This is a genomic window from Mycobacterium sp. 3-98 (assembly GCF_035918355.1).
Classification (GTDB): domain Bacteria; phylum Actinomycetota; class Actinomycetes; order Mycobacteriales; family Mycobacteriaceae; genus Mycobacterium; species Mycobacterium intracellulare.
Genome location: NZ_CP142360.1, coordinates 4,430,722 through 4,446,636, shown reverse-complemented (window position 1 = coordinate 4,446,636; position 15,915 = coordinate 4,430,722). Strand labels below are relative to the sequence as shown.

At 68.9% G+C, this 15,915-nt stretch carries 12 protein-coding genes and 1 tRNA gene; 8 read left to right on the top strand and 5 right to left on the bottom strand.

The window, feature by feature from the left end:
- Positions 1-6 precede the first annotated feature (6 nt).
- Both QGN30_RS20795 and QGN30_RS20790 read left to right on the top strand, forming a co-directional pair.
- Positions 7-90, top strand: a tRNA-Leu gene (locus QGN30_RS20795).
- A gap of 92 nt (positions 91-182) precedes the next feature.
- Positions 183-512, top strand: coding sequence for a hypothetical protein (locus tag QGN30_RS20790; protein ID WP_009952855.1), 330 nt, complete (start codon positions 183-185; stop codon positions 510-512).
- Between the two features lie 7 nt (positions 513-519).
- Here QGN30_RS20790 and QGN30_RS20785 read toward each other — a convergent pair whose 3' ends face one another.
- Positions 520-945, bottom strand: a complete 426-nt coding sequence (locus QGN30_RS20785; protein WP_038535566.1) for a thiol-disulfide oxidoreductase DCC family protein — start codon at positions 943-945, stop codon at positions 520-522.
- Between the two features lie 271 nt (positions 946-1,216).
- On the opposite strand from QGN30_RS20785, the gene QGN30_RS20780 reads away from it, so the two are divergent.
- The 3 genes from QGN30_RS20780 (at position 1,217) to QGN30_RS20770 (ending at position 6,744) form a co-directional block, all read left to right on the top strand.
- Complete coding sequence (locus QGN30_RS20780) at positions 1,217-3,832, top strand: ABC transporter ATP-binding protein/permease (protein ID WP_038538531.1); 2,616 nt, start codon at positions 1,217-1,219, stop codon at positions 3,830-3,832.
- The gene (locus QGN30_RS20775; RefSeq protein ID WP_038535569.1) at positions 3,829-5,574 is read left to right on the top strand and encodes an ABC transporter ATP-binding protein; all 1,746 of its coding nucleotides are present in this window, start codon (positions 3,829-3,831) and stop codon (positions 5,572-5,574) included. The genes QGN30_RS20780 and QGN30_RS20775 overlap by 4 nt, the downstream gene beginning before the upstream one ends.
- 87 nt (positions 5,575-5,661) lie before the next feature.
- Positions 5,662-6,744: a phosphotransferase family protein gene (locus QGN30_RS20770; RefSeq protein WP_038535571.1), complete on the top strand. Its 1,083-nt coding sequence runs from the start codon at positions 5,662-5,664 to the stop codon at positions 6,742-6,744.
- Here QGN30_RS20770 and QGN30_RS20765 read toward each other — a convergent pair.
- From QGN30_RS20765 to QGN30_RS20750, 4 genes are all read right to left on the bottom strand, one after another.
- Positions 6,730-9,990: a helix-turn-helix transcriptional regulator gene (locus QGN30_RS20765; protein WP_038538534.1), complete on the bottom strand. Its 3,261-nt coding sequence runs from the start codon at positions 9,988-9,990 to the stop codon at positions 6,730-6,732. The two genes, QGN30_RS20770 and QGN30_RS20765, sit on opposite strands and share 15 nt — an antisense overlap.
- A gap of 132 nt (positions 9,991-10,122) precedes the next feature.
- Positions 10,123-10,551 (bottom strand): pyridoxamine 5'-phosphate oxidase family protein, encoded by a 429-nt coding sequence (locus QGN30_RS20760; protein ID WP_038535573.1) that lies wholly within the window; start codon positions 10,549-10,551, stop codon positions 10,123-10,125.
- 48 nt (positions 10,552-10,599) lie between these two features.
- On the bottom strand, positions 10,600-11,421 hold the full coding sequence (locus QGN30_RS20755) for a mycofactocin-coupled SDR family oxidoreductase (protein WP_038535575.1): 822 nt from the start codon (positions 11,419-11,421) through the stop codon (positions 10,600-10,602).
- A complete protein-coding gene (locus tag QGN30_RS20750) occupies positions 11,421-12,614 on the bottom strand; it encodes an acyl-CoA dehydrogenase family protein (RefSeq protein WP_038538537.1) in 1,194 nt (397 codons plus the stop codon). The genes QGN30_RS20755 and QGN30_RS20750 overlap by 1 nt, the downstream gene beginning before the upstream one ends.
- Before the next feature lie 113 nt (positions 12,615-12,727).
- Between QGN30_RS20750 and fabG the strand changes: the two genes are divergently transcribed.
- Genes fabG through QGN30_RS20735 form a run of 3 tightly spaced genes read left to right on the top strand, consistent with a single transcriptional unit; the run spans position 12,728 to position 15,899 of the window.
- A complete protein-coding gene (gene fabG / locus QGN30_RS20745) occupies positions 12,728-13,477 on the top strand; it encodes a 3-oxoacyl-ACP reductase FabG (RefSeq protein WP_008254916.1) in 750 nt (249 codons plus the stop codon).
- Entirely contained in the window at positions 13,474-14,700 is a 1,227-nt protein-coding gene (locus QGN30_RS20740) for an acetyl-CoA C-acetyltransferase (protein ID WP_038535578.1), read from the top strand. The genes fabG and QGN30_RS20740 overlap by 4 nt, the downstream gene beginning before the upstream one ends.
- Positions 14,697-15,899, top strand: coding sequence for a CoA transferase (locus tag QGN30_RS20735; protein WP_038535580.1), 1,203 nt, complete (start codon positions 14,697-14,699; stop codon positions 15,897-15,899). The genes QGN30_RS20740 and QGN30_RS20735 overlap by 4 nt, the downstream gene beginning before the upstream one ends.
- The last annotated feature ends 16 nt before the right edge of the window (positions 15,900-15,915 follow it).

The window sequence follows — 15,915 nt, the reverse complement described above, 5'->3', positions numbered from 1 at the left end:
GGGCGCGCGGGCGTGGCGAAATTGGCAGACGCGATGGTTTTAGGTGCCATTGCTCGAAAGAGCTTGAGGGTTCGAGTCCCTCCGCCCGCACTGGTCAACATTCGAAATGAAATCTTCAGCGGGCTAAGCGTCAAACCCGTCCTGCGGGGTACATCGAACTCACAGGACACAAGGGAGACGCCATGCCCACCGGACGCGAGCCGGCACCACCCGGCGAAAACGCTTTCACCGCAGAAGATGTCGAACTCGCCGAACGCAGAGTGGCCATGGCGCGCGAGCGCGCGGCTCGCGCGGGGCTGTCCGCGGCACGAAGCTTCGAGGAATCCGCGATCCAGCATGAGCGAGTCGCCAAAAGCCAAGACTGGGTCGTCCGACAAGGGGTGCCGCACCGCGACGTGCACCGCGAATCCGCGCTCAAGCACCGCGAAGCCGCGGCCGAGGACCGCAAGCTGGCCGAGCTCAAGCGCAGGGAATCCGAGGCGGACCTGGCGGCCGGCGCCGCCACGGACTGACGCGTTCTCAGTCCTCTACGAAGCGGGCGCGAACCTCCGGAGGCGGCAGCGGACAGCTGTCGTACTTGCCGAAGACCCGATAGCGGATGGCGGCGAACCTGTCGTAGAGCCAGTCGCGCACGGGGGTCGGAACGAGACGGGCGACCGCGAGCGCTTTCCACGGCCCGCCGAAATAATCCGCGACGCGCAACGCGGCGGCTGAGCGGACGGCCACGCGTTCCGAGGGCTGTCCGGGGTCGTCGACGAACACCACCGAGTCGACGTTGCCGATCTCGGGGTGCCGTTCGATGATCGCTTTGGCGAAGACGCTCTGCAGGGCCGCAAAGCGCAGCGGACCTGCGGGGTCGAAGCGAAGGATCGTGCGCACCGCCCGATTGCACACCCCGCAGACACCGTCGTACAGCAGGACCGGGGCTGCCGACTCACCGCTCATGTCTCCCAGGTTACTGACGCCGCGGAAGGTGGGCGGGCCCCAAGGTTGACCTATGGTAAGGCAACCCTTAGTTTGTGGGGGTAACGTACCAAGTCGTGACCGGGTGGCCGGTGATCCGCGGCGGGGTGCCGCCCGCGCGGGATCGTGGCAGGTGTCGAATTCACAGTTTGTGCGGCCCTCGCCGGCCGCACCGATCCGTGGCCTCGTGGCGGTGATCCCGCCGGATCGTCAGCTCCGCGCCGGCGCGGAGCGCCGCGAGAAAGGACCGCTAATGGCACGCGGATTCCAAGGTGTGATGTTGCGCAGCTTCGGCGCGCGCGATCACACCGCGACGGTCATCGAAACCGTCCGGATCGCACCGCACTTCGTGCGCGTGCGCATGACGTCGACCACGCTGTTCGAAGACGTGGACGCCGAACCGGCCGCATGGCTGCGGTTCTGGTTCCCCGATCCGGACGGATCGAAGACCGAGTTTCAGCGCGCCTACACGATTTCGGAAGCCGACGTCGCGGCCGGACGCTTCGCGGTCGACATCGTGCTGCACGAGCCGGCCGGTCCGGCGTCGCAGTGGGCGCGCACCGTGCAGCCCGGCGCCACCATCGCCGTCATGGCACTGATGGGTTCGTCGCGGTTCGATATGCCCGACGAGCAGCCGGCCGGGTATCTGCTCATCGGCGATTCGGCGTCCATTCCGGGGATGAACGGGATCATCGGCGTCGTCCCGGACGACGTCCCGATCGAGATGTACCTCGAACAGCACGACGACAACGACACGCTGATCCCGATCGCACAGCATCCGCGGCTGCGGCTGCACTGGGTCGCCCGCCGCGACGAGAAATCGCTTGCGGCGGCGATCGAGAGCCGAGATTGGTCCGACTGGTATGCGTGGGCGACGCCGGAGGCCACGACGCTCAAGCAGGTGCGGACCCGGCTGCGCGACGAGTTCGGCTTTCCGAAATCCGAGGTGCACGCCCAGGCGTACTGGAGCGCCGGGCGCGCGATGGGTACCCGCCGCGGTGACGAGCCCGAGGGCTCCGAAAGCGTGGCGCTCACCGTCGCCCCGGAAGAGGTTGCGGCGCAACTGGAGTCGGCTCGGGAGGTTCCCGAGACGGCGCCCGCCCCGGTGTCGCGCGGAAACTGGCGCGCCCAGGCCGCGGGCCGATTGCTCGCGCCGCTGCGCTCGGCGCTGATCCTGTCGGGCCTGTTGCAGGCGGTCATCACGCTGGTGCAGCTGGCGCCGTTCGTGCTGCTGGTCGAACTCGCCCGCCTCCTGGTGTCCGGGGCGCCCGCGTCCCGGCTGTGGAACGTCGGCATCGCCGCGGTGTCGTTGCTGGGCCTGGGGGCGTTGCTGGGCGCGGCCCTCACCCTCTGGCTCCACGTCGTCGACGCACGATTCGCCCGCGATTTGCGTACGGGATTGTTGCGCAAGCTGTCTCGGCTGCCGCTGGGCTGGTTCACCGCGCGCGGATCGGGTTCCATCAAGCAACTGCTCCAGGACGACACGCTGTCCCTGCACTACCTGGTCACCCATGCCATCCCGGACGCGGTGGCCGCGGCCGTCGCGCCGGTGGCGGTGCTCGTCTATCTGTTCGTGGTCGACTGGCGGGTGGCGCTGGTGTTGTTCGCGCCCGTCCTGGTCTACCTGGTGCTGACCTCGTCCCTGACGATTCAATCGGGCCCGCGCATCCCGCAGTCGCAGCGCTGGGCGGAGACGATGAGCGGCGAGGCCGGCGCCTACCTGGAGGGTCAGCCGGTGATCCGCGTCTTCGGTGGTGCCGCCGCATCGAGTTTCCGGCGCCGCCTGGACGAATACGTCGGCTTCCTGGTCGCCTGGCAGCGCCCACTGGCCGGCAAGAAGACCTTCATGGATCTGGTCACCCGGCCGTCGACCTTCCTGTGGCTCATCGCGACCACCGGCACCCTGCTGGTGGTCGGGGGGCGGATGGATCCGGTCAACCTGTTGCCATTCTTGTTGCTGGGAACCACCTTCGGCGCACGCCTGCTCGGGATCGCCTACGGCCTCGGCGGCATCCGCGCCGGCATGTTGGCCGCCCGGCGCCTGCAGAACACGCTCGACGAAGCCGAACTCGCCGTGCGCGATCACGGCCAAGCCCAGGGGGAGCCGACGAAGGCGGTGGTGTTCGACGACGTCAGTTTCGGCTACCGTCCGGGCGTTCCCGTGATCCACGACGTGTCGCTGGCCCTGTGCCCCGGCACGGTCACAGCGCTGGTGGGGCCGTCGGGATCCGGCAAGTCGACGCTGGCCGCGTTGCTGGCACGGTTCCACGATGTCGATCAGGGCTCGATACGCGTTGGGGGACAAGATATCCGGTCGATGACCGCCGACGAGCTGTACGCCCAGGTCGGATTCGTGCTGCAGGAGACGCAGTTGGTGCACGGCACCGTGGCGGAAAACATCGCGCTGGCCGCTCCTGAAGCCACCCCGGCGCAGATCGAACAGGCGGCGCGCGAGGCGCAGATCCACGACCGGATCATGCGGCTGCCGGACGGCTACGACACCATGCTGGGCGCCGGGAGCGGCCTGTCCGGCGGGGAGCGCCAGCGCCTCACCATCGCCCGCGCGATCCTGGCCGGCACCGGCGTTCTCATCCTCGACGAGGCCACCGCGTTCGCCGATCCGGAGTCGGAATACCTTGTGCAGCAAGCGCTCAACCGGTTGACACAGGACCGCACCGTGCTGGTGATCGCGCACCGGCTGCACACCATCACCCGGGCCCACCAGATCGTCGTGCTCGACCACGGCCGCGTCGTCGAGCGCGGCACCCACGACGAGTTGCTGGCCGCCGATGGCCGGTATCGGCGCCTGTGGGAGGGCGGCCAGCGCGATGAGGTGGCCGCCGGCGCGGCCGGGGAGGGTGCCCGATGATCCGCACGTGGTTGAGCCTGGTGCCGGCGGATCGGCGCACCCGGGTCGTCGCCTACACGGTGCTGGCGTTGATCTCCGTGGTGGTGCGGGCGGTGGCCACCGTGCTGCTGGTTCCCCTGGTGGGCGCGTCGTTCAGCGAGGCCCCACACCGCGCGATGATGTGGCTGGGGTGGCTGACCGCCGCCACCGCGCTCGGCTGGGTGATCGACACCGCGACGGCGCGCATCGGCTTCAACCTGGGCTTCGCGGTGCTGGACCACAGCCAGCATGACGTGGCCGACCGACTGCCCGGTGTGCGGCTGGATTGGTTCACCGCCGAGCACACCGCGACGGCGCGGCAGGCGATCGCGGCGACGGGCCCCGAACTCGTCGGCCTCGTCGTCAACCTGCTCACGCCGTTGATCTCGGCTGTGCTGCTGCCGGCCGCCATCGCGGTCGTCCTGCTGCCGGTCTCCTGGCAACTCGGTCTGGCCGCGCTGGGCGGGCTGCCGCTGATGCTGGGCGCGCTGTGGGCGTCGGCGCGCCTGGCGCGTCGCGCCGATTCCACTGCGGCCGAGGCCAACAGCGCGCTCACCGAGCGGATCATCGAGTTCGCCCGGACCCAGCAGGCATTGCGCGCCGCGCGGCGCGTCGAACCGGCCAGGAGCATGGTCGGCGACGCGCTGGCCGCCCAACACGGCGCAACCATGCGGCTGCTCTCCATGCAGGTGCCGGGGCAGCTGCTGTTCAGCCTCGCCAGCCAGCTGGCCCTGATCCTGCTGGCCGGGGCGACCACCGCGCTGACGGTGAACGGAACGCTGTCGGTGGCCGAGGCCATCGCACTGATCGTCGTCATCGTGCGCTACCTCGAGCCGTTCACCACGATCAGCGAGCTGGCGCCGGCGCTGGAGAGCACCCGCGCCACGCTCGACAACATTCGCTCGGTGCTCACCGCGCCGCTGATGAACGCGGGCGCCGCGACGCTGCCGGGCGGCACGGCCCCGCGTATCGAGTTCGACGACGTGACGTTCGGGTACCCAGCTGTCGGTGGCGCCACCGACCTGGTGCTCGACGGGGTGAGTTTCTCATTGGAGCCGGGAAGCACAACGGCGATCGTCGGACCGTCCGGGTCGGGCAAGAGCACCATCCTGGCGCTGATCGCGGGGTTGCACGAGCCCACGCGCGGCCGGGTGCTGATCGATGGTGTCGACGCGGCGACGCTGGACGCCGAAGCCCGGCGGGCGGCGAGCAGCGTCGTGTTCCAGCATCCCTACCTGTTCCACGGGTCCATCCGCGACAACGTTTTCGCCGGGGACCCCGGCGCCGACGACGACCGGTTCGCGCGCGCGGTGGCGCTCGCCCGCGTCGACGAGCTCGTCGCACGGCTGCCCGACGGCGCCGACAGCGTCGTCGGCGAGGCCGGTTCGGCGCTCTCGGGCGGTGAACGCCAGCGGGTCAGCATCGCCCGCGCGTTGCTCAAACCCGCGCCGATACTGCTGGTAGACGAGGCGACCAGCGCACTGGACACCGAGAACGAGGCCGCCGTGGTCGACGCGCTGACCGCCGACCCGCAATCGCGCACCCAGGTGATCGTCGCGCATCGGTTGGCGAGCATCAGCCACGCCGACCGCGTCCTGTTTCTCGACAGCGGCCAGGTGGTCGAGGATGGCACGGTCGACGAATTACTCGCTGCGGGGGGTCGTTTCGACGAATTCTGGCGCCAGCAGCACGAGGCCGCCGAATGGCGCATTCTGGCCGATTAGGTCACCGCTGTTGACCGCAACTCTTGCGGTATGCCTTACAGTTGGTCAGTCGGATCGAGCTGTCCGCGGGCAGGAGGCGTGCTGGGAATGAGTGCTGTGCTGTCGTCGATACCGCGTTACCCCGGCGACGTGACCCCGGCATGGCTGTCGGCCGCGCTCAGTGGCCGCGGCGCGCCCGTCGAGGTCGCCGAGGTCGACGTGGTCGCGATCGGCACGGGACAGACCGGGGCGACCTACCGGGTGAGCGCCCGCTACGCGACGGACCCCGGTGACCTTCCGCAGACCTTCGTGATCAAGCTGCCCGCCCAGGACGACACCGTGCGCGACCGGGTGGTGATCGGCTACCGCAGCGAATGCGCGTTCTACTCCTCGGTGGTGGACCGGGTGCAGGTGCCGACCCCGCGGTGCTTCTACTCCGAGATCGCCGAAGACGCAATGGATTTCGCCCTGCTGCTCGCGGATCAGGCGCCGGCGGTGCAGGGCGATCAGCTCATCGGTTGCGGCGAAGCCGAAGCGCGCCTGGCGGTTAACGCCCTCGCCGGCCTGCACGCGCCGACCTGGTGCGACCCCGCCTGGCTCGATTTCCCCGGCATCGCGTTCGGGCGCCCGGATGAGGCCGGCGCTGCCGGCATGGGCGAAGTGGCGAAGATGAGCGCCGATATCACGCTGGAGAAGCTGGGCGATCGGATGAGCGCCGAAGACCGCGATACCTTCAGCGCGGCAATGGGTGTGATCACACCGTGGCTGCTGTCCGAGTACGACCGGTTCGCCCTGCTGCACGGCGACTACCGGCTGGACAACCTGCTGTTCGACCCGGACCGGACCCGGGTCAGCGTGGTCGACTGGCAGACGCTCGGGGTGGGCCTGCCGACCCGGGATCTCGCGTACTTCACCGCAACCAGCCTCAATTCGCAGCTGCGCGCCGGCATCGAGGAGGAGCTGGTCGCCGACTACCATCGCGCGCTGACGGCCGGCGGTGTCAGCGACTACGACCGCGAAACATGTTGGCGCGATTACCGGCTCGGGGTGCTGCAGGCGCCGCTGATCTCGGCGCTGGGGTTTGCGTTCGCCGCCGCCACCGAGCGTGGCGACGACATGGTGCTGGCCATGCTCAGCCGCGGCTGCCAGGCGATCCGCGAGCTGGGCACGCTGGAGCTAGTCGAGCACTGATCGGCGGGCGGCTTCCTGAGCCAGCTGCATTCGCGACGTGATTCCGAGTTTCGCGTAGACGTGGGTCAGGTGCGTCTGCACGGTGCGCGGGGAAATGAAGAGGCGTTCGCCGATGTCCTTGTTGCCCAGTCCTTCGGCGACGAGGCGCACGACGTCGCGTTCGGTCGGGGTCAGCGAGTCCCAGCCCGTGGGGGGCCGCTTGCGTTCGCCTCGTCCGCGGCGGGCGTAGGCGATCGCTTCGTCGGTGGACAGCGCAGCGCCAGCGGCCCACGCGGCGTCGAACTCCTTGTCCGTCAAGGCGTTACGGGTCTGCTCCAATGACGCCTGGTAGTCCGCGTCGTACACCCGGAAGCGGACTATGCCGGTGCGCCGACGGACCGCATCCGCCGCGCCGAAGAGCCGTGCCGCCTCCGGGTGGCTCCCGGCAAGGTGTGCCAACTGGGCGAGGCACTCCAGCAGATCTGGAACGAATAGGTGCGCCCGCAATTCGACCGCACGGGTCAGCGCGTCGTGGGTGTCGCGTTCGGCCTGGCCCGGTTCGTTTTCCGCCAGCGCCACACGCGCACGGGTCGTCAGCGCCTGCACCATGAACCACCCTGCACCGGACGCGATGTCCTCCTCGGCGAAGCGACGCGCGGATGTCAGGTCGCCGCGGGCCAGCGCGACCTGCGCCCAGGGCTTCGCGGTGGTGGACGCAAGCGGCCAGTCCCCGAACCGCTCGCGTGCGGCGTCGCCGGCCTCGGTGGCCGCGTCGATATCGCCGCCGGCCAGCGCCGCGTAGGCCAGCGACGAGTACACCACGCCCTCCATATACCGGCCGATCTCGGCGGCGCCGTCGAGGGCGTCACCCGCGAGGGCGCGACCTTCGTCCGGCTGTCCGGTGTGCGCCGAAACGTGGGCCAGACGCTCGCGGGCGGACACCTGCCAGATCAGGGCGTGCGTCGCGTCGGCTTCGTTCATCAATTCGCGGAGTCGCGCCGCGGCGCCTGTGACGTCACCGAACACCCATTGCGCAGCGATCAGACACCAACGGCATCCGCGTGAGTAGCCTTGGTCGCCGATCGCGTCCGCGAGGTCGCGCCCCTCGGTCGCTGCCGCCACGGCGGCGGCGGGATCACCCGTGCCGACTGTCGCCGTCAGGGCCTTGCTGTAGAGGATCTGGGCCAGTCTCCACCGGTCACCTATGGCCCGTGCCAAGTCTTCCGCCTCCGACAAATACGGTCGGGCGAGTTCCGCGTTCCACGCGGCGAGGCGACCGCAAGCCGTGAGAGTCCGCACCAGCAACGCCGGATCGTCCAGCTCGCGCGCGATCGCCAGCGAACGCTGCGCTCGCGCAAGGCTTTCCGGGTCGCGCATGTTGTCCAGGAATGCCTTGTCGGCCAGCGCCCTCGCCATCGCTCGGGGCGACACCTCGGCGCCCTGACGCTCGGCGTCCGCTAGACCCGCGTCGAGCCAGTCCGATCCCTCCCTGAGGCCGCCCCGGGTGAGCCACAGCGGCTGCAGCGACGTCGCCAGTTGCAGCGCGCCGTTGGTGTCGGAGTTCTCCCGGCTCCACGCGAAAGCGGCACGCAGGTTGTCGATCTCGGCCTGCGCTCGATCGAGGAGGAGTTCGAGCCTTGCGTCGCCCGGCGCGTCGACGGCCGCCGCCAGATCAGCGTAGTGCTCGCGGTGCCGGTCCCGAATGGCGACGACCTCGGGGCATTCGCCGAGCTTTTCCTGCGCGTACTGGCGGATCGTCTCCAGCAGCCGGTATCGCATGGGGCCGCCGGCAGATTCGGCCGTCACCAGCGACTTGTCAATGAGCAGCGCGAGCACGTCCAGCACCTGGTGAGACGCCAAATCCTGGTCGCAGACCACCTTTCGGCAAGCGTCGAGGTCGAACCCGCCCATGAAAACCCCTAGCCGGCGGAACAGGATCCGCTCGGGCTCGGTCAACAGCGCGTGTGACCAGTCCACCGATGCGCGCAGCGTCTGCTGGCGGCGCACCGACGTCCGCGACCCGCCCGTCAGCAACCGGAACCGGTCCTGCAGGCCGGCCAGAATCTCGTGCGGCGACAGCGCGCGGACGCGTGCCGCCGCCAGCTCGATCGCCAGCGGCATGCCGTCGAGGCGACGGCAGATCTCGTATACCGCGGCCGCGTTGTCCTCGTCGACGGTGAAGCCGGGGCGCGCATTGCTCGCGCGATCGGCGAACAGCCGCGTGGCGTCGTCGTCGAACGACAGGGACGGCACCCGCCACGTCACCTCGCCGCTCACGCCGATCGGCTCGCGGCTCGTCGCCAGCACCGTCAGTCGCGGGCAACCCCCCAATAGCGCACCGGTAAGTCCCGCACTGGCGTCCAGCACGTGCTCGCAGTTGTCGAGCACCACGAGCATGTGCCGGTCGCCGACGAACTGCAGCAGGCTTTTCTCCGGGGATCGCCCCGGCTGATCCGGCAGCCCCAGCGCCCGGGCGGTGGTAATGGGCACCAGGTCGGCGTCGGCGAGGGGAGCCAGGTCCACGTACCAGATTCCGTCGGCGTAGTCGGCGGCGACCGAGGCCGCGATCTGCACCGCCAGCCGGGTCTTGCCCGCACCGCCGGCGCCCGTCAACGTCACGAACCTGTGCTGCGCGAGAAGACCTCGCACCTCGCGCATTTCGGCGTCGCGACCCACAAAGCTGGTCAGTTGTGCGGGAAGGCGCTGAGAGACAACGGATTCGCGGTGTCGAAGGGGCGGAAATTCGTTGCGGAGGTCGGGATGGCACAGCTGCACAACCCGCTCCGGCCGCGGCAAATCCCGCAGCGCGTGGATGCCGAGGTCGTTCAACCACGCCCCGTCGGCGAGCGTGTCGGCAACCAGATCGCCGGTGGTACCCGATAACACCGTTTGGCCGCCATGCGCGAGCTCGCGGAGTCGCGCCGTCCGGTTGATGGCCGGCCCCACGTAGTTGTTCTCGTCGCGCAACTGAACCTCGCCGGTGTGCACCCCGATCCGCAGCCGCAGCGGCGCCAGCGGCGCCCGTTGCAATGCGAGCGCGCACGCCACCGCGTCCGACGCGCGGCTGAAGGCTATGACGAAGCTGTCACCCTCACCCTGCTCGACCGGACGGATTCCGTGATGCGCCCCGACCAATCGGGCGAGTGTTTGGTCCAGCTTCGCGATCGCCGCGGTCATCTCCTGCGGCTGGGAGCCCCATAGCTGCGTCGAACCCTGGACGTCGGCCAGCAGCAGTGTCACGGTGCCGGTCGGCAGGGGCTCGTTCATGCCTTCGCCTACGCCCAGGTCGCTCCATTCCAAGGGTGGCGCGCCCGCCCGAGGATCGATTTTGCTCATGCTAGCCAGCATGGGCTGGCCGCATGCGGCAAAACATCGGCGTATGCGCGTATATCTCGGCGCTTATAGGTCGCCGGTGAAGTCGGCGCTCAGCCAGCGGTCGGGCCGGATGGTGAACAGCACCTCCTCGACGCCCTCCATGCTGCGGACGAACGCGCGCCCGCCTTCCTCGCCGAGGTAGCGAATGGCGATTGCTTCCTGCAAGTCGGCCGGGGCCGGATTCGTGGTTTCGACGACGCTGCCCTCGACCACCACGTACTGGTACGGCGGCTCCTCGCGCTGAACGACGAGCGTCACCACCCCGGCCCGCTCGATGAGCCGCGCCTTGCGGCTGGACGCGCCCGTCATGATCCGGACGTTGCCGCCCGGCGTGTAGTCGTACCAGATCGGGACGCTGGCCGGCGGCCGGCCGTCGGTGGCCGCGACGGACAGGACGCCGACGTGCTTGGCGGCCAGGAACTCTTGGCGTTCGGTCTCGGTGAAGGCTTTCATGTGGCCTGAAAGCGCGGACGTCGGCGATCTATTCCCGCCGCGCTGAGCTCAATACTGCGTCGAGCCCTGATCGACCGGGATCTGCGCGGCGGTGACCTTGCGGGACTCGTCGCTGGCCAGCCAGCACACGGTGTCGGCGATCTCCTCGGGTTCGGCGACCCAGTCGGGCAGGAACGGCGTGAGGACGTGCGCCAGCTGCGGGTTGGTTTCCATCGTCTTGCCCACCGCCGTGACCATGTCGCCCGATCCCATCGGGGTGTTCACCGGACCCGGGTGGACGCTGTTGACCCGGATCGAATGTTTACCCAACTCGGCGGCGAAGGCGCGCGCCAGGCCGGTGACGGCGTGCTTGCTGGCGGTGTAGTGAATCATGAACGGCTGCATCTTCATACCGGCCGCGGAACTGATCAGGATGATGGAGCCGCCCCGGCCGCCCTCGATGATCTTGTCCGCCCCGGCCATCACGGTGTTCCACGTTCCGGTGACGTTGATGTCCATGACGTCGCGAAAGTCTTCCGGTGTGATGTCGTCCCATGCCTGCGGCGCCGCAACCCCGGCGTTGGCGACGATGATGTCCAACCGGCCCAGCGCGGCGACACCGTCCGCGACGACCCTTCGTAGTCCGTCGAAGTCACGCGTGTCCACCACCGACGCGATGATGCGACGGTTCGTTTCCTCGACCAGGCGAACGGTCTCGCTCAGGTCGTCCGGGCTCGCCGGATCGTAGGGAACGCAGGACGGAAGCTTGCCGGCGATATCGACGGCGATGATGTCCGCGCCTTCGGAGGCCATGCGCACCGCGTGCGCCCGGCCCTGGCCGCGCGCCGCGCCGGTAATCAATGCCACTTTTCCGGCAAGCCTGCCTGCCATTAACGCTCCTTCGTTGTGATGGTCCGTGCCGCCGCCTTGACCAGATTCGATCCGATGATCAGGCGCTGAATCTCGCTGGTGCCCTCGTAGAGCCGCAGCAGGCGCACGTCGCGGTAAATGCGTTCGACCGCAACGCCTCGCATGTAGCCGCTGCCGCCGTGGATCTGCACCGCGAGATCTGCGACATTGCCGGCCATTTCGGTGCAGAACAGCTTGGCCGCCGACGGCGCGATCCTGCGGTCCTGATCGGTGACCCACAGCCGCGCGGCGTCCCGCACCAGCGCGCGGCCGGCCATCACGCCGGCCTGCTGGTCGGCGAGCATCGCCTGCACCAACTGGAAGCTTCCGATCTCCGCCCCGCCCTGCGTCGCCGTGGCGGCATACGTGACGGATTCGTCGAGCGCGCGTTGGGCGGCGCCCACGGCGAGCGCGGCGATGTGCACCCGGCCGCGGGCCAGTGAGGTCATGGCCGCGCGGTACCCGATGTCTTCGCTGCCGCCGATCAGTGCGGCGTCGTCCACCCGGACGTCGTCGAAGGCGACGTCGGCGGTCCACGCGCCTTCCTGGCCCATCTTGGCGTCCTTGGCGCCCACCTGCACGCCGGCGGCATCGGCCGGCACCAAAAAGACCGCGATCCCGGGTCCCTTGTCGTCGGCCGGCCGGGTGCGGGCGAACACCACGAAAAGGTTGGCGACGGGCGCGTTGGTGATGAAGCGCTTCTGCCCGGAGATCACCCAATTGTCGCCGTCGCGAACGGCTTTGGTGCGCAGGCCGGCGGGGTTGGATCCGGCGCCGGGTTCGGTCAGCGCGAAGGACGCGACGACGTCGCCGGACGCGATCGACTCCAACCAGCGCGATTTCTGTTCGTCGGTGCCGAACCCGACCAGAACCTGTCCGGCGATGCCGTTGTTGGTGCCGAACATCGACCGCAGTGCCAGCGACGTGTAGCCCAGCTCCATCGCCAACTCGACGTCTTGCATCAGGTTGAGGCCGAGGCCGCCCCACTCCTGGGGGATCGCGTAGCCGAACAGGCCCATCCGCTTGGCCTCGTCGCGCAGGTCGTCGGGGACACGATCCTCGTCGAGGATCTCCTGCTCGCGGGGGACCACCGCGCTGCGCACGAATTGCCTTGTCTGAGCCAGGATCTCGCGGAAGTCCTCGTCGGAGACCTCGGCGATTTCGGCGGTGGCCATCGGCTCCACGCTCCTCTCCCGATCCGGGGCACCCCGGTTCAGGGGAGGATCCTATATCAAATATGATATTTGCCTGATGGGTGCCCGATGGCGGCGATAACAGAGAAGGATGTGTGATCCAGGTGGCGTTGTTGGCAGGTCAGACCGCAGTAATCACCGGCGGAGCGCAAGGACTCGGTCTGGCCATCGCGGAGCGCTTCGTCGCCGAGGGGGCGCGGGTCGTGCTCGGTGACGTCAATCTCGAGGAGACCCAGGTGGTGGCCAAGCAGCTGGGCGGTGACGACGTCGCGATCGCGGTCCGCTGCGATGTCACGCAGTCCTCCGACGTCGAGACGCTGATCCAGACCGCGGTCGAGCGGTTCGGCGGCCTGGACATCATGGTCAACAACGCCGGGATCACCCGAGACGCGACGATGCGCAAGATGACCGAGGAGCAGTTCGATCAGGTCATCAACGTCCACCTGAAGGGAACCTGGAACGGCACCCGGCTGGCCGCCGCCATCATGCGGGAAAACAAGCGCGGCGCCATCATCAACATGTCCTCGGTGTCGGGGAAGGTCGGCATGGTCGGCCAGACCAACTACTCGGCGGCCAAGGCCGGCATCGTCGGCATGACCAAGGCGGCCGCCAAAGAGCTGGCGTATCTGGGCGTCCGGGTCAACGCGATCGCCCCCGGTTTGATCCGGTCGGCGATGACGGAGGCCATGCCGCAGCGCATTTGGGATTCGAAGGTGGCCGAGGTGCCGATGGGCCGGGCCGGCGAGCCCAGCGAAGTCGCCAGCGTGGCCCTGTTCCTGGCTTCCGACCTGTCGTCGTATATGACCGGCACCGTCATGGAAATCACCGGCGGCCGACACCTGTGAGCGGGGTCCGTGAAACCGTCATCTGTGAGCCGGTGCGGACGCCGATCGGCCGCTACGGCGGAATGTTCAAGGCGCTCAGCGCCGTCGACCTCGGTGTCACCGCCCTGAAGGGTCTGCTCGAGCGAACCGGGCTGGCGGCCGACGCCGTGCAAGACGTCATCCTCGGCCACTGCTATCCCAACAGCGATGCGCCGGCGATCGGGCGCGTGGTCGCGCTGGATTCCGGCCTACCGGTGACGGTTCCGGGCATGCAGGTCGACCGGCGTTGCGGGTCGGGCCTGCAGGCGGTGATCCAGGCCTGCCTGCAGGTCGGCCATGGCGACCACGATCTCGTCGTCGCCGGCGGCTGCGAAAGCATGAGCAACGTCGCCTTCTATTCCACCGATATGCGCTGGGGAGGGGCTCGCGGCGGCGTGCGGGTGCACGACGGGCTGGCGCGGGGACGCACGACCGCCGGCGGAAGGCACTACCCGGTGCCGGGTGGAATGCTGGAGACGGCCGAGAATCTGCGCCGCCAGTACGGGATTTCGCGCGAGGAACAAGACGAGCTGGCGGTGCGGTCGCATCAGCGCGCGGTGGCCGCGCAGAAGGACGGCGTCCTCGCCGAGGAGATCGTTCCGGTTGCCGTCCCCACCCGCAGCGGCGAGGAAGTCATCGACGCCGACGAACATCCGCGCGCGGACACGTCGGTGGAGTCGTTGAGCAAGCTCAAACCCGTTCTGCTGAAAGACGACCCGGAGGCGACGGTCACGGCCGGCAACTCCAGCGGGCAGAACGACGCGGCGTCCATGTGCGTGGTGACCACGCCGGAGAGGGCCGACGCGTACGGCCTGAAGCCGTTGGTGCGCCTGGTGTCCTGGGGGGTCGCGGGGGTGGCGCCCGACGTCATGGGCATCGGGCCGGTCCCCGCGACGGAGGTGGCGCTGTCCAAGGCGGGCCTGCAGCTCTCCGACATCGACCTCATCGAGCTCAACGAAGCCTTTGCCGCGCAAGCGCTTGCGGTGATGCGGGAATGGAATTTCGGTGCGGCCGACCATGAGCGGACCAATGTGCACGGTTCGGGAATCTCGCTGGGCCACCCGGTGGGGGCGACGGGCGGACGGATGCTGGCCACGCTGGCGCGCGAGCTCAATCGGCGGCAGGCGCACTACGGGCTGGAGACCATGTGCATCGGCGGCGGGCAGGGGCTTGCCGCCGTCTTCGAACGGGTCGCATCGAGATGACCGACCCCGGGCTGCCTCTGGACGGCCTCACCGTTGTCGAGGTGTCCAGCTTCGTCGCCGCGCCGCTGTGCGGAATGACCCTGAATCAGCTTGGCGCAGAGGTGATCCGGGTCGACCCTATCGGTGGTGCGTCCGACGTGCAACGCTGGCCGCTGTCGGCGGACGGTACGTCGATCTATTGGACGGGCCTGAACAAGGGAAAGCGTTCGGCCACCATCGATCTGCGCTCCGAAGGCGGCCAGGCACTGGTCCAGCGCCTGATCGTCGAGGGTGACGGCATCGTCGTGACCAACGCCGCCGGGCTGTCCTGGCTGAGCCACGACGTCCTGGCGGCCGAGCGCCCCGACGTCATCCACGTCCAGTTACTCGGGCGCGGTGACGGTTCCACCGGCGTGGATTACACGGTCAACGCCGGCCTGGGCTATCCACTCGTCACGGGCCCGGCCGATCATGCCGGTCCGATCAATCACGTCCTGCCGGCCTGGGACGTGTGCTGCGGACTGTACGCCGCGCTGTCCGTCGTCACCGCCGTCCATCGCCGCGACAAGTCCGGGTCGGGGACGCGGATCAGCCTGGCGTTGGAGGACGTCGCGCTGGCCACCGCCGCCAACCTGGGCTTGCTCACCGAACCTCAGGTCAACGGGACGCAACGCGAACGGCTGGGCAACGCCATCTACGGCCAGTACGGGCAGGACTTCACCAGTCGCGACGGCGGCCGGTTCATGGTCGTCGCCCTGACCAAGCGGCACTTCCGCGATCTGGTCGAGGTCACCGGCACGCATGCCGCTGTGTCGGCGCTCGCCGAGGCGCTCGGGGTGGACTTCGGGTCCGAAGGCGACCGGTACCGGTACCAGGACGTGCTGTCCGGGTTGTTCGCCACCTGGTTCAACGATCACAGCGCCGACGAGGTCACCGCCGCGCTGTCGAATACCACGGTGCTGTTCGAACGCTACCGCACCTTCGCCGAGGTCGCGGCGGGACCGAAAGTCACTGACAATCCGCTGTTTTCGCGGTTGCGGCAACCCGGCGTCGGCGACTACTTCGCGCCGGGCCTACCGGCCGCGTTCGACGGGGTCCATCCCGCCAGCGCACCGGCGCCCGCCTTGGGACAAGACACCGCCGAGATCCTTCAGCGGTTGCTGGGGCTGACCACCGCCGACGTCGAGCGCCTGACGGACGCCAAGACCATCGCGGGCTGAGCAGCCGGAAGGAAAC